The 21,428-nt window shown below is 34.7% G+C and carries 13 protein-coding genes; 5 read left to right on the top strand and 8 right to left on the bottom strand.

Annotated elements, in window-relative coordinates; genetic code table 11:
- Positions 1 to 4: 4 nt before the first annotated feature.
- From QMG60_RS12700 to QMG60_RS12670, 7 genes are all read right to left on the bottom strand, one after another.
- Entirely contained in the window at positions 5 to 3,025 is a 3,021-nt protein-coding gene (locus QMG60_RS12700; RefSeq protein WP_281865134.1) for a TonB-dependent receptor, read from the bottom strand.
- 33 nt (positions 3,026 to 3,058) lie between these two features.
- The gene (locus tag QMG60_RS12695; protein ID WP_057116281.1) at positions 3,059 to 4,261 is read right to left on the bottom strand and encodes an AGE family epimerase/isomerase; all 1,203 of its coding nucleotides are present in this window, start codon (positions 4,259 to 4,261) and stop codon (positions 3,059 to 3,061) included.
- Positions 4,262 to 4,289: 28 nt separating this feature from the next.
- Positions 4,290 to 4,835 (bottom strand): GDSL-type esterase/lipase family protein, encoded by a 546-nt coding sequence (locus QMG60_RS12690; RefSeq protein WP_281865133.1) that lies wholly within the window; start codon positions 4,833 to 4,835, stop codon positions 4,290 to 4,292.
- Between the two features lie 118 nt (positions 4,836 to 4,953).
- Entirely contained in the window at positions 4,954 to 6,753 is a 1,800-nt protein-coding gene (locus QMG60_RS12685; protein WP_281865132.1) for an FAD-dependent oxidoreductase, read from the bottom strand.
- Positions 6,754 to 6,787: 34 nt separating this feature from the next.
- A complete protein-coding gene (locus QMG60_RS12680; RefSeq protein ID WP_281865131.1) occupies positions 6,788 to 8,197 on the bottom strand; it encodes a DUF5009 domain-containing protein in 1,410 nt (469 codons plus the stop codon).
- Positions 8,198 to 8,281: 84 nt separating this feature from the next.
- Positions 8,282 to 9,409: a family 10 glycosylhydrolase gene (locus QMG60_RS12675; protein WP_281865130.1), complete on the bottom strand. Its 1,128-nt coding sequence runs from the start codon at positions 9,407 to 9,409 to the stop codon at positions 8,282 to 8,284.
- Between the two features lie 443 nt (positions 9,410 to 9,852).
- Positions 9,853 to 11,079, bottom strand: a complete 1,227-nt coding sequence (locus QMG60_RS12670; RefSeq protein ID WP_281865129.1) for an ROK family protein — start codon at positions 11,077 to 11,079, stop codon at positions 9,853 to 9,855.
- A gap of 332 nt (positions 11,080 to 11,411) precedes the next feature.
- Here QMG60_RS12670 and QMG60_RS12665 point away from each other — a divergent pair, with 332 nt between their 5' ends.
- The 4 genes from QMG60_RS12665 (at position 11,412) to QMG60_RS12650 (ending at position 15,924) form a co-directional block, all read left to right on the top strand.
- Positions 11,412 to 12,668: a DUF3370 family protein gene (locus QMG60_RS12665; protein WP_057116286.1), complete on the top strand. Its 1,257-nt coding sequence runs from the start codon at positions 11,412 to 11,414 to the stop codon at positions 12,666 to 12,668.
- 40 nt (positions 12,669 to 12,708) lie between these two features.
- Complete coding sequence (locus tag QMG60_RS12660; RefSeq protein WP_281865128.1) at positions 12,709 to 14,583, top strand: PQQ-binding-like beta-propeller repeat protein; 1,875 nt, start codon at positions 12,709 to 12,711, stop codon at positions 14,581 to 14,583.
- Positions 14,584 to 14,897: 314 nt separating this feature from the next.
- On the top strand, positions 14,898 to 15,185 hold the full coding sequence (locus QMG60_RS12655) for a transposase (protein ID WP_281865127.1): 288 nt from the start codon (positions 14,898 to 14,900) through the stop codon (positions 15,183 to 15,185).
- Between the two features lie 253 nt (positions 15,186 to 15,438).
- Entirely contained in the window at positions 15,439 to 15,924 is a 486-nt protein-coding gene (locus QMG60_RS12650; RefSeq protein WP_281865126.1) for an IS3 family transposase, read from the top strand.
- A gap of 384 nt (positions 15,925 to 16,308) precedes the next feature.
- On the opposite strand, the gene QMG60_RS12645 is transcribed toward QMG60_RS12650, so the two are convergent.
- The gene (locus QMG60_RS12645) at positions 16,309 to 18,753 is read right to left on the bottom strand and encodes an arylsulfatase (protein WP_281865125.1); all 2,445 of its coding nucleotides are present in this window, start codon (positions 18,751 to 18,753) and stop codon (positions 16,309 to 16,311) included.
- Positions 18,754 to 19,627: 874 nt separating this feature from the next.
- Between QMG60_RS12645 and QMG60_RS12640 the strand changes: the two genes are divergently transcribed.
- Complete coding sequence (locus tag QMG60_RS12640; protein WP_281865124.1) at positions 19,628 to 21,376, top strand: amidohydrolase; 1,749 nt, start codon at positions 19,628 to 19,630, stop codon at positions 21,374 to 21,376.
- The last annotated feature ends 52 nt before the right edge of the window (positions 21,377 to 21,428 follow it).

Here is a 21,428-nt window from a genome sequence, read left to right as displayed (position 1 = left end):
TTTGTTAAAATTTTAAGTTAGCACCTACAGTAACCGTCTGCATAATTGGGTAAAATTCCCCTCCAAGATTTCCACCGTAATTTACCTCAGGATCATATCCTTCAAAGAAATTACTTAGTGTCCATAAGTTTTGTCCGCTTACATAAAGACGAAGACCATCAATATGTGCTTTTTCTAAGAATGTTTTTGGAAGACTGTATCCAATAACAACGTTCTTCAATCTTAGATAAGCTCCATTTTTTACCCATTTATCAGAAGCTACAAAGTTATCTGCTGAGTTCGCCTCTGGCACTAAAATTGGGTAAGCGGCATCTTGGTTTTCTGGTGTCCAAGAATCAACTTGGTGTGCAAATAAATTTGATCCGTTAAAGAATGGTCTAACTCCAATACCGCTCATTAGCACTTTTCGTTCTCCAACTCCCTGAAAGAAACAAGTAAGATCGAAATTTTTATAACTTGCCGTCAGGTTAACTCCGTATTCATAGTGTGGAAAAGGATCTCCTAAATACACTTTATCATTTTCTGTAATAAGAGTTGGATTTGCTCCAGTCGGATCCATTTTTACATACTTCACATAACCTGGTTTTGCTGCGTTAGATAATTTAGGAGAATTAGCTACATCTGCTGCATCTACATAATATCCGTCTGTTTTATATCCCCAGATTCCGCCGTTAGGGTAACCTACAGTAACTGATCTGTCTGAGTTTGGACCGTATAATTTTGTAATCTCATTTTCATTGTTGCTTAAATTACCTGTAATGCTGTAATTAAACTCTCCAATATGATTTTTATAAGTAATACTAGCTTCCCATCCTTTATTCTGCATATCTCCAGCATTGCTGTAAGTTGCGTTAAGACCTGTATAATACGTTACAGGATAAACTAAAAGCATATCATAAACATCTTTTATATAATAATCAAACGTTGCAGAAAGTTTTCTGTCGAAGAAAGCAGCATCCAAACCAAAATTGGTTTGTTTTGATTTTTCCCAAGTAATATTAGGATTCGATAAGGTAGTCTGTGCTACACCCTGAGCCAGTTGTTTATCTAACCAATAACTGTATCCAGGCTGAATTGTTGATGCATATGGATAGTTTCCAATATCCTGATTTCCTAAAGTTCCAATGGAGGCTCTAAGTTTAAAGTCACTTACATACTTTAGAATTGGTTCCATAAACTTCTCCTTACTCACCATCCATCCAGCTGAGAAAGATGGAAAGAATCCCCAGCGCTTCCCTTCTACAAATCTGGAGGAACCATCATAACGTCCAGTAGCTTCAAAAAGATATTTTCCATCAAAATCATAATTAAATCTTCCATAGAAGGACGACATCGCCCATTCTGTTGCTCCGCCTGTTGCAGAAGCTGTTGCTCCATCACCGTTTACTAAATAATATCTTTCTAGTTCGAAACCATTTTTGCTTGCGCTGATGTCTTTTAGAATATTATTTTCACTTTGAGTACCTGCCATTATTTTAAAATCGTGATCTCCAAACTTCTTAGTGTAAGAAGCCTGTGCTCTAAAATAATTACGAACATTAGCACTGTAAGCTTCAGTAACTCCATCTCTTGCAGGATAATATCCCTGAACTACACCCTTTAATGAAGTCAAATACGGTGTTGTAATAAATGTTCCTCTATTTTCTGTTTTTCTATAGCTGTATTGTGCTAAAAGTTCTAATCCTTCTTTTGGAGTTGCAATTAAAGTTGCATTTAGTAAAACCTCAGGTCTTTCAATGGTCTGACTTCCTGAAGCTTCTGCATTTGCTACCGGGTTGTCGCCATTTTTGCCATATCCCCAGTTTCCGTCAATTTCACGGACTGCTGAAAGTGTTGGCAGCATGTATAACGCTTTATTGATAATTCCTTTAGGAGTTGAGATTCCTGGTGTTTGCTGAGTAGAAGTTCTATATGATATTTCGTTGTTTAACTTTAGCCATTCGTTGATTTTTGCATCCGTATTTAATCGTACATTAATTCTTTTAAAATCGTTATTTTCGATTAAACCGTCTTGTTTAAGAGAAGTAATTGCTCCAAAATATTTGATGTCTTTTCCGCCCCCAGATAATGATAAATTATTATTAGTCATTACAGCGCTTTTTTTGATCGTAGCGTTTTTCCAGTCTGTATCGTATCTGTTCCAGTTGTCCGGTTTATAAGCCCTTTGATCGGCGATCATTTGTTCTCTTTCCGCTCTCTGATCTGCTGGAATAGTAATTCCTGCGTTATCAAATGAATTTAACTCTGCCTGAAGATAATCTGCTGCCTTTAATACTACTGGCATATTTGTCGGTGATTGTATCGCAGTGTATGAATCCAAACTTACTTTCATTTTTCCGTCTTTACCTCTTTTAGTAGTAATTAAAATTACTCCGTTAGAAGCTCTTGATCCATAGATCGATGCTGACGCTGCGTCTTTTAAAACAGAAACATTTTCAACTGTATTCATATCTACCTGATTGATATCCATTTCGATACCGTCTACCAAAACCAGTGGAAATGTACTTGAGTTAACAGATCCAATTCCGCGAATTCTAATATTAGAACCGTCACTTCCCGGCTCACCAGAAGTCTGCTGTACCGTAACTCCGGCAATTGTTCCCTGAAGTGCTGTAGACATAGAAGCAATCGATCTTTTGTTTAAATCTGATCCTTTTACCGTCCCGATAGCTCCCGTTAAAGTTGCTTTCTTTTGCGTTCCGTAACCTACAACTACAACTTCCTGCATTTGGTTTGTCACAGATTCCATTTTTATTTTTACAGAAGTTTGTCCTGTAACATCGACCGTCATATCCTTAAATCCGATATAACTTATCAGTAATAATGTCTTCTGGTTAGGCACATCTAACTGAAAGGCTCCGTTAAAATCTGTCGAAGTTCCTGTTTTTGATCCCTGAATCAAAACATTGGCTCCAACCAACGGCATACCATCAGCATCTGTAATTAACCCTTTTAGCTGTTTTGTCTGTGCCTGCATAATAAGCGAGAACAAACAGAACATCAAGAATAATATCCCTTTTTTCATAGTTAATAATAATTTGGTTTTTGATTAATTAGTTTATTTTAAAGTCGTCCATAATTCATATAATCCGCGTGGCACATGGAAACAACCTTTCCATTTTCCTCCTTTTGCCTCAAGAAGTGGTTTTCCCTCTCTTGTTAAATAACCAAACCATTCCCCTTTGTATTTCTCATCTCTAAAGTGGTTCCAGGTATATTCATGTAGTTTTAAAAACCACTCTTTGCTTTTTTCATTTCCGGTAAGTTTGTAAGCTTTGGCGAACGAAATCATCGTTTCTATGTGTACCCACCAAAGTTTTTGGTTCCATTGCAGTTCTTGCGTTGGATGGCCTTTAATATCTAAGAAATAATAAATACCACCGTGTTCTTTATCCCAGCCAAACTCTGTAGTCTTTATTAAAATTTCTTCGCATTTTTTTATTAATTCCGGCTTATCATAACGTGTTGCAATATCCATGAGGAACCACATAGACTCATTTCCATGCCCTGGATTTATGATTCTTCCTTCGAAACTGTCACTGAAAGCACCATTAGCCCCTACATTTTCCATTATAATGCCATGCTCTTTGTTTAAGAAATTAGTCATAATATCTTCAATAAGCGGCGGCACCATTTCATCAACTACTTCTTTTCCAATCACTTCTTCCAATAACAAAGACAGATTACATAAAATCATTGGGAGGGAGAAATTTTTCAACTCCCTTGTACCATTAAATGCTTTACTCCATTTTCCCTTTGGATTATTTTGTCTTGCCAAAATGTTATTATAGGTATTTACAGCAACTTCTTTGTGTAGAGAGTCGTTGGTAGCTTTATATAATTCGCCAAAAGCCATAGCTGCAAAACAATCCGAAAAAATATTATAAGGCACTACCAAAGGTTCTCCTTTTTGGTTGAGAGAGAAATACCAATTTCCTGCAGCATCTCTTCCGTTCTTTAATAGGAACTTTGCACCATGAAGGGCAATATCAAGCCACTTCTGTTTTTTTTCTACCTTATTATAAAGCATAGAAAAAGTCCAAACCTGTCTTCCCTGCAGCCAGATAAATTTGTCTGTATCGTAAACGCTCCCTTGCCTGTCCAGACAAGTAAAATAGCCTCCGTACTCTTTATCAAGCGAGTATTTTTCCCAGAATGGAATCACTTCTTCTAATAATTCATCTTTATATAAGTCTGCGTATTGGTACAAATCTGTATTTTGAATGTGGTCAAATTTGATATCACTATTAGGCTCTAACATTTACTCTATATTTTTTAGTTTATTATTTCTATTCTATGTACTTTTTTATAAGAGAAGCCCACAAAAGGTAACCAGGTCCCAAAAGATGTAGTCCATCATTTGTATAAGCTTTGCTGAGTTTTCCATTTTCATCTAAAAAATTAGGAAAAAGGTCGACGAAAACAACGTTATTCTTTTCCGCCAATTTTTCCAATTCTATATTGACTTCTTTAATAATCTGCATTTTACCCTGATGATTTTTGAATGTATCAAACTCATCATTTGTTGGAAGAATGCTTTGGATATATATTTTCGTTTTAGGGCTTTGGTCTTTTAATATGGAAACTATTGTCTGATAATTTGTTAGGATTGTTTCGCGACTAATTTTTAGAGCTATATCGTTAATTCCAATCAGAATAAATACTTTTTTTGGCTCTCTCCTTACGATTTCACCCATTCGATCTAAAACACCTAATGTGATATCTCCAGAAATTCCCCGGTTTTTGACATGCTGCCCTGAGAAAATTTCATCCCAGTTAGCACAATTAGTTATACTATCTCCAAGTAAAATAATTTCATTTTTGGCAACTGGCATTGTTTCGAAAAAAGAACGTCTCTGATCATAGAAATAATTATGAAAACTCTGACTGCTTTCCTGAGCACATAGCCCCGCAAAAAAGGTCGAAAAGAAAAAACAACAAACTCTAAGCATTTTATTTTCCTGATTTAATATGACCTGAAAAATCAATTTCTATCTCAAATGGACGAAGGGTCCTTTCGATTAAAACTGCCAAATCTTTTTTACTTATTGGATTATTAGAATAATTTCTCTTTTCGATTTTAGCGCCAGCTTTTGTAAGTATATTTGCGGCATCCTGTTCTGTCAGCAAATCTGTTTTTTTAATTACTTTATTTTTAGCATTAAACTGATTTAGGCCTTCTGTAAATTCTTGAACAGAAATGTTTTGTTCTGGATAAAACCAAGTTCTGTTGGCCCATTTGTAGCTTTCTCCTTTTGTTTTTAAAATTCCGGTAGCTGTAATTTTTTGAATACTTTCAAAAGCTGGATCTGTAGGCTTCACATCATACAGCGGCATGATATACGCTTTTTGATTTAAAAGTGATTGTTGTACTTCTCTTACCGAAACCTGACGTGGTTCAACTTTATTTTTAACGGCAATTCCTGCCAAAGTTCCTGCTGCCTGACCTGTAAGTAAAACAACAGGTTGTAAACGTGTTGCACCATTAATTAAATTTGAAGCTGAAATCGCTTTATCAGAAACAATAAATCCGTCAACTTTTTCAGGGATTAATGATCCAAGAGGAACATTATAAGAAGGTACAGGTGGAAATCCAAGATCTGGGGCATTAGGATTTTGTTTATGATGATGATCTACAGGATAATCTCCAACAGAAATTCCTGTTTTGTATAAAGCTTCTTTTTGATTGTAAGGGTCCGCTACGTGGTTATAAGTCAAAAACGAAACTCCTTTTACTCTTCTTCCCTCACGATAATAAGGAGCATAAGCCAACAAATCTGAAGTTTGAAATTCGTCATCTGCTAAACCAAGATTTTTATATCCCAGTTCATTTTGTATATAGTAAACAAACTGTAAAGTGTAATTTCTCGCTTTTAGCAGTTCTTTATTTCGGTCTTCTCTCGATAATTCAACCACATCCAGATATACATCATTACCTTTTTTAGGCCAATTGATCATGTATTTATTGTTTGGCATTTTTCCATAAGTCAGCATTTTGTCGCAGTCAATTTCTTTGTGATCAACCGTTTCCATACAAGAACCAGTAAAATTTGAAGCTGAATAATTTTCTGGCTTGGCGATGGTTTTATCAATACCTTTTCCATAATCTTTTAAAATAGCAACCCAAGTTAAATCCTGTACTATTTTATTCGGTTTTAATGGTGCATTGGCTTCTTTGGTTTCTTTTTGAGAATCCATTCCTAAACGGTAGGCTGCTCCCGCCATTTTAAGCGTTTCACCTATATCAGTAGCATCGATTGTAATTTTTGCCTGAACCTCTAAAATGTCATTTTTATCATTTTTGAAAGAAGCTCCTTTAACTATATTTCCATCTTTAATGATACTTGCCACATAATAGCCATGAATAATTTGAAGATTTTTTTCTTTTGATGCAATTTGATTGAAGATTTTATTTCCTACCGAAGGCTCAAAAAGTGTGTTGCTTACCCAGCCTGTTTCAAGAGCTGCGGCGCCGCCGTAATAATCTCTAAGCGCACCTCTGAATTCGTTCCAGATTCCCGAATCAAGGTTATGATTACCATCGCAGGCACCAACTCCCTGCAAAGTGAACATACCGCCTATCCAAGGCGATTCTTCTACGATTAAAGTATTAGCACCCAATCTGGAAGATGCAATACCAGCAGAAGTTCCGCTGGTAGAGCCTCCAATTACTAAAACGTCAACCGTCTTTTTGGTGATATTCTGCGAATATCCGTAACAAAATAAAAAAAATGCAATTATTTGAATTTTCATAACATATAATATTTTTAATAGCTAGATTGAATTTTCAGGTTCTCCAAAACCATTTCTTTCTGGAGAAAAAAATCGTTATTAAAATGGCAAGTATCGTAAGTATTAAACCTCTCAGGAATCCCATAAAAGCGTTTTCGTTAAATGCATCGAAATAATTTGTGATAGTTAAAATGGTTAAAACTGGCATTACAACCATTGATGTTGCAACGTAGGCAATCATTGGATTCTGTCCTGTTAAAACCAAAAATTTGGTAGCTCTGATATATTTGAAATAATCACAAATCATAGAGAAAAATAATACTGCTAAAAAAGCCAGCCCCGATGTTACAAAATAATAACTGTAGGTCGAAGAATCTTTACGAATTCCACCTTCGTAAGCTTCAAGAAATAATCCTAACATTAAACAGTAAGCTCCTGCAGAAAAAAGTTTTTTCCAAAAAACACCAAATCCAGAAGTATCCGATTTTAAAAGGAAATAATTCAAAATCAATAAAACTAAAGTAACTGCCAGATTTATTTCTAATTGACGTGTAAATAAAAAATAAACATTGCTAACAATAATTGCCAAAGAAACTAAACCTGTTGCAATTGCTTTATTATCATTTTGTTCCTCATTACTTTGCGGAGAAATAGTCCATTCCTTTATATATTCTCCGGCAAGAGTTCCCGGAATTACAATGAAAAAATATTTTAAATAGTAGAATTTATAAGCCCATGCAAACGGTGTAAAATCATACAATTGCTTTACCCAGCCTTCATTTGTACTGGCTAAAAAAGTGGCCATAATAAAAGGCAAAACCAATAATCTATTCTCAGGTTTTTTAAATGTAAAAATATAAATCACACTCGCTAAAAACGCCATATTGGCAAGTACTACAAGAATAATATCGCTGTAATAAATATCAAAATTATGATTGTCTTTTCCCTGATAATTCGTTAAAAACATTAATGCAAATCCTAATGCAAAAGCAGCAATCTTTATTATGAACGAGCTCGTTTCCTGTTTTTTAAAGTATTTCGCAAAAGAATCCGACATAAACATTCCAAACATCAATGCAAAAGAAACCAAAGAAATAACACAAGCTTTAAGATCAACCGGACTGCTAATTACGAATGGTCTCATGTGCATGAAAAAAATAGCGAAAAAGACCAATTGCAATCCTCTTGAAAATGCATTTAGAGAAAGGCTGCATTTACTAGCACCATTTTCTAATTTGCTACCCAATGAAAAAGGAAATGCAGCACCCATTGAAAATAAAAAGAAGGGAAAAACAAGATCTACCCACGTTATCCCATAAATATTAGGATTAAATGATGAGTTGGGTGGCACTTGAGCATGTGCCATCCAGGCAGGTAAATAAGTAAGTACCATTTGTCCAGAAAGTATCATGGCGATGATTGCAAATCCTCTTAAGGCATCAATAGACAAAGCTCTTGTTTTCATATCTAGATTTTAATCAATTATTTTGAGACAATTTTATACCGTCGTTATAATAACTATCTGCTTATTCATTAACTTTTTTTCAATTTACTTTTTAGTGTATTCTTGAGAAAAATAATCTGGAAAAGCTTTCAATCCCTCATAAAAAAAGAAGGACTCTCCTTTTATTCCCAGTTTTCTATTGGTATCAATCATATTCTTTAAAAAATCAGGTTTCGGATTTACACCGTTGACTTGAAGCAGAACCCCACAAAAGAATTTATCTTTCTGATCTTTTTTAAGAAATTTTATTTGGTCTTCCAATGTAGCAGTGTAACTCTCAATTGTTTTTCTGTAAACCTGCGGAATTACATAATCGCAATATCCTTTGTCCAACCAAGTTGGCCAGTCTTGCAGGTATTCTTCTTTTGCCCACGGATGAATACTTGGAGCCATACTCACAATCAATTGAGGTTTGATTGCTTTTAATTCTTTATAAAGCGCGCCTAAAAAAACGGTCAATTTATCAGCCCGCCAAGTAAGCCAATCAGCATTTTTATAATCTTCTGGAGGATTATTACCGTTATGTTCTTTTTTATATAAAGCTACCGTATAAGGATCATAGCCTCCAAGCGAAGGCATTGCCGGCAGACGGTCATCTCCCTGAATTCCATCTACATTATAGTTTTCAACAACCTCCACAATCAATGATTTTACAAAATTCTGAACTTCAGGATCAATAGCATTCATCCATTCAAAACCATTTTTTGTAACTAAGTTTCCTTTATTATCTACTGCTTTCCAGTTTGGAAACTTTTTTAGGATAGCACCTCCATTCTCGCCGTAAGAAGAAGCAAAACCAAACTCAAACCATGCATGAACTTTAATATTTGCTTTATGCCCTGCTTCGATCATTTCTTGCAGCGGATCTCGACCATTAAAACGTTCCATAATTGCTTTGCCAAATAAATCATTCATTATCTTACTTGGATACAAAGTCGTTCCTCTATTCCAAACCACAACATAAATATCTGTAATACCAGATTTTTTGCAGACTGCAACCGTCTCTATTATATTTTCTTTTGAATCTAAAGCTTTTGAAGCAACATTAGTCACCCACACTCCTTTAATTGGAGAAATTGGAGTTGAAGCAATAGTTGTTTTCTGAATTCCTGCACAGCAAGAAAGTGAAAACAATAAAATAGGCATCATGATAATTTTTAAAATATTATGCATTGTTTTTGGTTTATTATTACCGAACAAATATATAAAATTTTACTAACTACAATGTAGTTATTAAAATTATTTATTAATTAGATTTTAAATAATTTGAATTAACCTGAACAATTACATTTAAGATCCTCAGTAAATACAGCAAATGAACATAGAATATATAATTAAATTATTTTTACCTTTTTAAGGATATTTTTTTTTCAAAAAGAAAATAATTCGCACAAAAAAATCATATTGTCAATTTTACAGCATAATAAAAAAGTAATTATTACTAATAACAAAATGAAATTATATTTATTACATAGGGATGGAAATCATACAGAATGGACAGATCAATTAACTTTAAAAACTTAGTTTAAAAAAGGACTGGTCACTACTCAAAAGAAGTAATAAAAAAAAACTCTATAAATAATTTTATAGAGTTTTGAAGAATTTTATAAAAATAATTATTTAAAAAAAGGAGATAACATCTTTTCTTTTACAATGCAGCAAGCTCCAATAACACCCACACGATGCCCCAGTGTTGATTTCTTTAATTTCATATCTCTATTTACCAAACCTAGCGAATGCTTTTTCAGTGCTGATTGTATTGGAAGAAGTGCAAAATCTCCAAGCTGAGAAAAGTCTCCTCCAATAACAAGCAGATCTGGATTGAATATATTAAGCAAGATAGACAGATAGCGTCCCATTTTTTCACTTTGTCTGGTAACCAGTTCTATACACAAGCTATCTTCGAGATTTATCGCTCCCGAGATAATATCTAAATGCTGCAGATCCTCATTTTCATTGAGTTCAATTTTAGAATGCTTACCTTCTTTTAAAGCTTCTTTAAATTGTCTTACTAGTGACCAGCCTGAAATTTCAGTTTCCAGACAGCCTAATTTCCCACATTGACAAATGATTTCATTTTCAAAAAGGGTACTATGCCCAAACTCACCAGAATAGCCAGACTTTCCGTAGTAAAGCTTTCCATCTGTCATTATACCAATAGCAACTCCCCAGCTGTAATTCAAGAAAATTATATTTTGCTCATCATCCACAACACCTTCACAATATTCACCAAAAGCCATTGCTCGGGTGTCATTTTCAAGATGAACCGGAAGTCCAAGCTGTTCTGAAATAATTTCTGTCAGAGGCCTGTTTTCACTAAAAAAATAATTATAACTAAAACCTTCCATAGAATTAATACGCCCGGAAAAGTTAATACAGATCCCTACAATCAATTTTTTCTCTACAGAACTTTCTTCAATATAGTTATTAATAAGAGTACAAAACTCCAGAAGAGATTCCTGAGAATTTTTTAATGCAAAGGGAACACGCAGATCAAGGCTTATAAACTCATTTTTGATATTCTGCAAACCAATAGACATATGGGTCCTTCCAACCTCAACTCCTAAGAAAAAAGCACAAGTTGGATTGATACTATATAAAGAAGGTCTTCTTCCTCCACTGTTGGTTATTTTTCCCATATCTACCACATTCCCTTCCTGTAAAAGCTCGTTGACCGCTTTAGTAACAGTAGGAACACTAGACTGCAATTCAGAACTTATTTCTGCAATTGTAGCATTTCCCGCAGAAAGCAATCTTTTTACAATTGACTGTCTGAGCATATGCCATTTTTGTCCTGAAAGACTATTGTCTTTACTAATATCAAGTAAATCTTTTAAATTCATTTATCTTCGATTTTGGTAAATTCTTCTACAAACATAACTCATTTTTAACTTAACAACCTCTTTTTTTTTTTATTACAAAAATTAAAACACAACCTTAAATTTTACATTCTATAATTTGGCACTGCAAATGTGTTACATATTACAACCTATATCTGTATGAAAAAACATCTTAAAAATACATGTTTTTTATTTATAGCCAAACATTTAAAAAATAAATATATTATTTAACAAACAATTAATAAATATTTTTATAAATAAGGTTAAATATATTAATTTTTTGCTATTTTAGCAAACAACTAACTGATTATCAACCCCCATTAAATTAAACCAATATGAAAGCAAAAAAACTAATATGCATTGTTATTACAACTATTCTTATTTATGCCTGTTCAAATGAAGAAAATGTAAAGGAATCCGTTTCTCAGACAGTATCAAATAAAACAGCAAAAGCACAATTAGCCGTAAATTCTCTAGTTTCTTCAGACTGGACTTCAGGAACTCTGTCCACTTCAATTGTACCGCCACAAAACTTGAAACACTTGAGTGGTAATTTATCTGAAAAACCAATTTGGAAAAGTAACAATCCAGAAATTATACGAGGGAATGGATGGCTAATGCAAAATGCACGCGTAGATTCCAGCAGAGGAGGTTCGTCAAATCCTCTTTCTGGTACTTTTGGAGTTTATCTATTTCACATCAACCAATCCGGTTCTGTAAAATACTTACACGTTTTAGTTTCAAACCCTCAAACCAGTGCTCTTACAATTAGTGGAAAAGGCTCTACCTATACCAATTCTGAGAAACCGCTAAATGGAAGCGCAACAGGTCAGAGTTATTTTGTCTCAAAAGACTGGCTTCAAAATACGCCTCGTACAACATTTAACAACGTAACCATTAATCCGTCAAAGGTTTATGAAGTTTATAGAGCAACCTTAGCAAACAACAATATGGTAGATGGGTCTTATGAAATAACTGCTTCACAGGGTGTATATGTCTACACAGTCGTTACTTCAACTGGATCTATTAACGATGCGGTAAATGCTACTCAGACGGCGGCCGCTGGAGATATTTATACCGAAAGTACGAATACGTATGGTCGAGAAGCTGGAATATATACTGAATCTGGATGGTCTGGAACTACTGACATTGACTTACCAACTGGACCAGCCTACATGGGATTATGTCTTAATACAAGTTCGAAATTTGCTGTAGGTGGAACATATTTGCAAAATCAAAATGCTCCGTTCTCTTATAAATTAAACGGAGCTTCACAAAATACTTATGGAAACTACGGCCACAAATATACCTTGACTCTTAAGCTAAATAATCCAAACAGTACCTCAAAAAATGTATCGCTTACATTTGCTTCTAACTTTACATCAGCAACAAATTCACCTTCCTTCACTTTCAACGGGCCACTTTATTTAAATGGAGCTTTAAAAAATATTTACACTACTCCAACACAGCCGGCACAGAATCTGGCAACTTGGAGTATTCCTGCTAACTCATTTTTTAATGCCACAATAACATTTTATGTTCCAGGTTTAATTACGACAGGACAACAGTTAATTTTAAAACAAACTAATTAATTATACTATTTTGCCGATAACAAAAATTAAAGAATCACAAATGATTTCTCTACACAACCTATTAAAAACTTTTTTATTAGCTGTACTTTTTTTTCAGTATTCAATAGCTCAGAACAAGCCGTTTACTTTTGCACATATTACTGATACACATATTGGAAGTGAAAATGCTGCAGAAGATCTTGAAATGTCTGTAAAAGATATTAATAATAATTCTGATATTGAGTTTGTAATTCACACAGGTGATGTGACCGAATTTGGTTCTGATGAAGAATTGTACACGGCAAAAAAAATACTCGATAAACTCAAAAAACCTTATTACATTGTTCCTGGAAACCATGATGCAAAGTGGTCTGAGAGTGGATGTAATACTTTTTTAAAAGTTTTTAAAAGTGAATGCTTTGCTGTCGAAAAAAATGGTTTTCTATTTATAGGTTTGGCATCAGGACCTAATATGAGAATGTCTCCCGGACAAATTCCAAGAGAACATCTTGAGTTTTTACAAAATGAGCTCAAAAAAAATCAAGCAAGAAAATTACCTTTAATTTCGGTAAATCATTATCCATTAGATTCAGGACTGAATAATTGGTATGAAGTAATCGATCAATTAAAAAAGCAAAATATTCAAGCTCATTTAATGGGACACGGACATTCCAACAAAGTCTATAATTTCGAAGGAATTCCAGCTGTTATGGGCAGATCTAATCTTCGTGCCGATAAAACAAAAGAACCAAAAGACCAAATTGCGGCATATAATATCGTTAGAGTAGAAAACAACAAAATGATTTATTCGGAACGAAAAGCAGGAAAAGAAACTTCAGCACCTTGGGCCACAATTGAATTAAAAGATCATTCTTTCAGCAAAGACACAGCTATATACAAAAGACCTGATTATAGTATTAATTTAAAATATCCAAATGTTCAAGTAGTCTGGACTACTCAATTTTCTTCGGATATTGGCAGTGGCGTTGTATTAAGTGGCAGTATTGCAGTTACAGCGAATACAAAAGGAGAAATTACAGCCTTGAAAGCTGATACTGGAAAAAAATTATGGACATACAAAACAAAAGGGAAAATATTCTCAACACCAGCAATTGAAAATAATATTGTGATCGTAGGCTCATCTGATAATTCTATATATGGATTAAAATTAGCTACCGGAAAAAAAATATGGAAATTTACCACTAAAAAATCTGTACTGGGATCTCCTGCAATTGAAAATGATAATGTTTTTATAGGAGGTTCTGATGGTATCTTTAGAGCGTTGAATTATAAAACCGGAAAATTAATCTGGCAGTACAATGATGTTAGTAATTTTGTTGAATGCAGGCCTTTGGTTTTCCAAGAGAATGTGTACTTCGGGTCATGGGGAAATAGTTTTTATGCCTTAAATAAAAATACGGGTACATTGGTCTGGAAATCAAAAAATTCAGGCAGCCGAATGCTATCACCAGCAGCAGTATTTCCTGTTGGAAGTTTTAATAAAATCTTCATTGTTGCTCCAGACCGCTTTATGACTGCCTTTGATTCGAAATCAGGAAAGGAAATTTATCGTTCGAAAGAGGTAAGCTGCAGGGAATCGATCGGTATTTCAAAAGATGGTGCTATAATTTATATAAAAAGTATGACTGATGGCAGCTTGACTGCAATTGATGCGCAAAGTGAAACCCAAAAGATACTTTGGAATGTAGACACAGAACTAAGCTACGAGATTGCCCCTTCACCTATAACAGAATCTGGCAGCCTTGTTTTTGTCCCTGGACAGAACGGAATAATTTGTGCTGTAAATAAAGATTCGCAGAAGGCAGAGTGGAGATATAAAGTTTCCAATACGCTGATAAATGCCGTAACCCCTTTTGGAACAGATAAAATTCTGATCAGCACAATGGATGGAAAAGTAATCTGTTTAAAGTACTAATGAAAGAATATTTTTTTCACAATTAAAACCTCCTTTAATTTTGCTGCAAGAAGTAAGGCAGTTAAATATGATTGCTCTGAGAATATAAAGCAAAATCAATTTTTATTTTCATGTGCAGATCACAGTAAAAAAAGAATATCATTATTGCGTTTGCGGTGCCGATAATATTTACTACCGAATAAATGGAGATTGGAGTTGATACCTTTTTGCGACTAAATTCTTAGGCTGTGTTTATCTGAAGCAATAAAAAATGAATATATATAGCCTAAAATTTCTGACTGGCTGCTAACTTTATTCCCGCTAAATTAAACGGCATGAAAAATAAAAGGAGAACCTTCACTTTAGGCTTTAAGATTCTGGCCGCTTCGATGAGCATCCACTGCAAAAGAGTCTGTGACGTGGCAGGAGAACTCAACATCAGTGCAAGAACCCTTCAGCACTGGAAGAAGCTTTACCAGGAAGGCAGATTTACCATAAAGAAAACTTCAAATGAAATATACCATAAAAATGAGCTGCAGAAGCTTCGGAAACAGATAAAAGAATTGGAAATTGAAAGGGACATCATAAAAAAGGCTCAAAATATCTTCTCCGGGAGCGGGTGAAATATGAATTCATCAGAGAAAACTCGAAAATATTTCCCGTTGAGAAGATGTGCCGGATATTTCAGATCCACAAAAGCAGTTTCTTCCGATGGCGCAAAAGAACACCCACCGCAAGGGCAGAACGAAAAGCCCTCATCATAAGCGAAATTATAAGAATTTACCACTGGAGCCAATGCCGATACGGAAGCCAGAGAATTGATAAAGAATTAGATTCCATAGGGATAAAATTTCCAGAAAATTTGTCGGGCAGATTATGAAGGAAAACCATCTGAGAAGCATTGCAAAATCTAAATATAAAAAGACTACAAGCCCAACCCGCAATAACAGATCAGCAGAAAACAGATTAGAACAGATTTTTAAGGCAGCCAGAAGAAACGAAATCTGGGTTTCTGACATAACCTACATTGAAACAGGTGAAGGCTGGCTCTATCTTACTGTAGTGATAGACCTTTTTGACCGTAAAGTGATCGGCTGGTCCATCAGCGAGACAATGCGGGCAAAAGATACCAGCATTGCTTCCTTAAGAAAAGCTCTTCTAAATCGTCCCCTACAGCATAATCAGGAATTACTCTTTCACTCAGACCAAGGAAAGCAATACGCCTGCTATGAGTTTACTACCCTATTAGAGAAAAATAAAATAACCCAAAGCATGGGCCGAAAAGGAAACTGCTATGATAACGCAATAGCAGAAAGCTTCTTCAAGACATTAAAGGTAGAACTGGTATACCAAAATAAATAAGACTAAAGAGAAAGCAGAAAAATCAATAACCGATTATATCGAGAACTTTTACAACACCTGCAGAAGACATTCTGCACTCGGAAACTTAACGATCGAAGAGTTTCAGAATCAGCAGGCAATTAAATAATAGCTTTACATATGACACTGGCGTTAAAGTAGATGCACATGTATTTAGATTTAACAAGAACTTATAATACTGTATTAAAACAATTTGAAGGCTCAAGTTCGAAATATTACTCCAATTAAGTTTATAATATAACTCTAAGTAGAAAAATCTTTTTACAAGACACATAAAAAGCAAATATTTACACATCAATTAAAAAAAAACTTTAAAATCAAATGATTCTAAAGTTTTCTTATTTTATATCAGTTAAAAAAATATTGTTAATCTTTATTCAAGGCCCTCTGTGCTTCTTTTTGAAAATCAATATATTCTATTTTCTCTACAGAAATGCCAACTCCTAAAATTGTACCTCCTTTAAAAGTTCCTGGAGTTTTGTATTCGTTGCTTACAGCATCACCACTATCATATCCTATGCATAAACCGTCTCCTGAAAGAGTAAATTTACCAGCTTGTGTCCTCATTGGTCCTTCTGCAACATTTTTTTCATTGACGTACATTTTCATCTTTCCAATTTGTTCACCATGATCTCCGGTTTTTTCTCTAATAAATTCCATTCCCAGCGTATATTTTCCAGGTTTTAGAATTTCCAATGAGGTGAATTTTTGCTCTGGAGCAATTCCTAAAAAATTATAGATATAATTTAATTTTCCATCTTTAATAAAAAAAGTATGACCGCCAAAACGCGAACCGTGTGCAAATATAACCCCTGATACAGAAGCTTCTTTGATCTCTACATCAGCAATTATTTTGTATGATCTTCCACGAATATTTACAGCTACACCTTCTGGTACCGGGGCTGTCCCCGCGTAATAAATATATCTTTCTCTCGTTTTTTCCTCAGATGGCCTTACTGTTGCTAAGACTTCTACAGCTGTCCTGTCATCTAAAGGAAGTACCAGATTTTTATCGGCTTCATCGATCCATGTAGCAATTAGTTCTTTTAATTTATCTGGATTTTTTTTAGCTAAATTATCAGACTCTGAACGGTCTATATTCACATTGTATAATTCCCATTCATCCTTATCAAAATTTCCTTTTCCCGACAAGGGTGCATGAAGTGCCACAGCTTTCCAGCCATCTTTCCAGATTGCTCTTGAGCCTAACATCGAATAATATTGAATGTGTTTTTGAGTGAGATCATTTGGTTTACCATCAAAACTATAACGCATTGATACTCCAGAAATAGGATATTGTCCAATACCATTATGTACTTTTGGCATTTCAAGTCCACAAATGTCTAAAATTGTAGGAACAATATCTGTTGAATGGTGGTATTGATTACGTACTTCGCCTTTGGCTTTTATTCCTTTTGTCCATGAAATTACTAAAGGATCGCAAGTTCCACCAGCATATTCGCTGTATCTTTTAAACATTTTGTAGGGTGTTGAAAATGCCGCAGCCCATCCTGTAGGATAGTGCTCATATGTATCAGGACTTCCAAGCTTATCGATGTATTTCATATTTTCGGATAACTCGTCGGGATACCCGTTAAAAAATTTATTTTCATTGACAGAACCTGATGGTGAACCTTCTCCTGAAGCACCGTTATCAGCAGCATAAATTACAACCGTATTCTCTAACTGACCGCTTTTTTCTAAGTAGTCTATTACACGCCCTACCTGAGCATCTGTATATTCAGAAAATGCAGCATATACTTCAAGTAATCTCGAGAACAGCTTTTTCTCATCTGGATTCAAAGTATTCCACGGTTTTACATAATCACCTGGATTAGAAACATCTGGAGGCAATGGATTTAAATCGGTTAGTTTAGTATCAGCAGGAACGATTCCTTTTGAAATCATCCGAGGTAAAACCCATTTACGGTAAGCATCATAACCTTCATCAAATTTACCTTTATATTTATCAATATATTCCTGAGGTGCCTGATGAGGCGCATGGTTTGCACCCGGGCAATACCATAAAAACCATGGTTTTGAAGGATTTGTAGCTTTTTGATCACGAATATATTCAATTGATTTATCCGCTAAATCTTTAGATAAGTGATACCCTTGTTCAGGACCATAAGAAGCTTCTGTAAAATGATTATCTTCTACTAAATCAGGATACCACTGATTTGTTTCTCCACCAAGAAAGCCATAGTATCGATCAAAACCTAATTGTGTAGGCCATTGTTTCCGACTTGCGCCAGAGGCAACGTCCTGTTCTGGTACATTATGATTTTTTCCAATCCAAAAAGTACTCCAGCCATTTTCTTGTAAAACTTGAGCTATAGTGGCACATTGTTCAGGAATACGGCCGTGCGCACCCGGAAATCCATCCGCACCTTCAGTAATAGAGGCATTCCCTGTTAGATGATGATTCCTACCCGTTAAAAGTGTTGATCGTGTTGGAGAACATAAAGCGGTAGTATGCCATTGTGTATAAATTAAACCATTATCAGCTAATTTTTGCAATGTTGGCATGTTAATTCCTCCTCCAAAGGGAGACCAAGCTGCCTGTCCTGTATCATCAAATAATATAAAAAGAATATTTGGTGCAGCTGCTGGCGCCGCTTTAGGTGTGTAAGGTCCCCAATCTGCTTTTGAATCACGAATATCTAAATTAATTACGCCGTGAAAATTTTCTTTTCTGACTTCTCTAGGATCAGCTTGGGCTGATAATTTATTTGATATGTTGGAGAAAAATAAACATAAGATAAAAAGCGATACACTTTTTTTTAGAATAGCATTTTTTTGATTATCCATAATTCCATGTTTATTAATGATTATTGTTTTTTGAACCATATTCTTAGGTCCTTTTAAATAAAGAAAGTAAAGAAAGAAAGAAAACTACTAAATCAAAGCATTCAATGATTTATCAGATTTATCAAACAAAATTGGAACAAGAACCCCTAAAAAAAAATGATCCTTATCACGATGAAAAGTGATAGGGATCATTTTCTCTTTATATTCCAATTTTTGGGATTCCCTTCTTATTTCCTACAAAATTTAAAGCAGTTTTTTAGCATTTTTCACAAGTATAAATTTTGTGGCAGAATCGTGGCGCATGAAGCATATTAAAAATAGAAATCCAGCAAAATCAAGCCCTATCAAGTTTAGTTTCGAAACTTTTAGAAACTTCATTAATTATCATTTTATTTAGGATACTGAATTTCTTTCCACATTTGAGCAACAGATTCATTGAAATCTCAATAACTTGTTTTTATTTCTCATTTAAATTGTTTTCGCAATATGCTTCCAATTCACTTGACGCTAGAATTTGGTTTATTTCTGAGTTGATATATGAGAGGATTTAAAATAGCAAAGTGTGAAAAAATGCCACTTTACTATTTCTCCAATTTTCGTTAGCATATCCAAAACAATGAATAATAAACAAAATGAAGTAATATAATAGTATTAAAAATGATCCTGATCAATTTGAAAAGTGATAAGAAACATTTTTATACGCAGTGGAAATTCTTACTTTTAAACTTAATTAAAGAAACCCATTTAGATATTTAGCAAAAAAAAAAAACACTAAAATATCTTTCAGATTTTCAATCCATTAATTGGATAAACAAAGACATAATATCAAAATTTCCAGTTATAATTATTACACACAACCCAATTTAGAAAGCACATGAAAAACTTGATTTTATTGCTTACCTTTTCCTTTGTTATGGTTTCTTGCAGACAAGAAACAGCAAAAACTGATAATACTGGCAAACCCTCATCTATCAGTACAGTATATTACAACGGAGATATTGTAACCATGGAAGGCGAAAACGCTGCCTACATCGAAGCAGTAGTGGTAAAAGACGGAAAAATTACTTTCACAGGAAGTAAAGACGAGGCGATGAAACAAGCCGGCGAAGGCCATACCATGGTCGATTTAGAAGGAAAAACGATGATGCCGGGTCTGATAGACCCGCACTTGCATCCCAATCTTGGTGCTATGATTTTGAATACCAAATTTGCTGCACCTTTTGACTGGGTTTTTCCCTGGGGAAATGTAAAAGCCGTCAGAGGACATAAAGCATTCATAGCCAAAGTAAAAGAATATGAAGCTGAGTTAAAAGAGCCTAAAGAACCTCTTGTCGTTTGGGGTTTCATGGAGCCTTTTCACGGAGACATTTCACGTAAAGAATTGGATGGAATTTCTACAACACGACCGATTATGATTTGGCAATATTCTGCACATGTAATGTGGTTGAACACCGCTGGTTTGAAGTATTTGAATATTACCCAGAAAGAAACCAAAGGAAACAGCCAAATTGATTATGGTGCCGGAAAATTTGTAGAAGCTGGATTTTTCAATGTCGTTGTTCCGAAATGGGCACCGACCATTAGAAATGATGGAGTTATGAAGACCAATATGTTAAAACTTCGTGACCTTGTACATATGGGCGGACTAACTACCATTGGCGATATGGGTACCGGTTCATCGGGAGAACTTTGGGGCGATTTTAAATACATGAAGAATAATCTGGAAAACGATAAGACACCTTTCCGTATGCAATTTACCCCCGATGTAAATACATTGAACCTGGTAAATGGCGGTGATTTTGAAAAAACGTTTACCGATGTAAAGGAGTTTGGCAAAAAGACTTCGCCACATATTATAATAGAACATGCCGTAAAACTTTATGCTGATGGTGCATTTTTTGGTCAGAATTTTCAAGTTTTACCTCCAGGATATTTGGACGGGCATAGCGGCGAATGGATTATGACCCCTGAAAATTTAAACAAAGCCATGAAATTTTGGTGGAACAAAGGTTATCCTATCCATATTCATTGCAATGGCAGCATGGGATTAGAAACCATCTTGGATGAACTGGAAAAATTACAAAAAGAATTGCCACAATTAAAACAAAGACTCACCATAGAGCATTTTGGAGAATCTAAACCTGAACAGTCTGCCCGTATTGCAAAATTAGGAGCGGTGGTGTCTGCTAATCCCTACTATCTCTATTCTATGGGTGATAAATATGCATCCACTACTGTTCTAGGCCAGCAAAGAGGTTCAGAAATGGTTCGTTTGGGCTCATTGGTTAAAAACAAAGTGAAGTTTGCCCTGCATTCCGATTTCACTATGGCTCCTATTCAGCCACTGCTCCTGGCTTGGATAGCAACTAATCGTGTAACGGCCGATGGAACTTTGATGGCGCCTCAAGAAAGAGTATCTGCTTATGATGCATTGAAAGGCATCACGATTAATGCGGCTAATTTAATGCAACTGGATAAAATTACGGGATCCATAAAAGTGGGTAAAAAAGCGGATTTCGTCATACTTGCTGAAAACCCTTTAAAGATAGACCCTATAAAAATGAAAGACATTAAAGTGTTAGAAACTGTCTTTGAAGGCAGATCATTTCCTTTAAAAGATTAGTTAACAGATTATTTAAATAATAATTTTTAATCATTTACATACAGATTTTTAA

The organism is Flavobacterium sp. GSB-24, from assembly GCF_027924665.1.
Taxonomy (GTDB): Bacteria; Bacteroidota; Bacteroidia; order Flavobacteriales; family Flavobacteriaceae; genus Flavobacterium.
The sequence above is the reverse complement of the archived record's forward strand: the minus strand, read 5'-3'. Positions and strand labels throughout refer to the sequence as shown.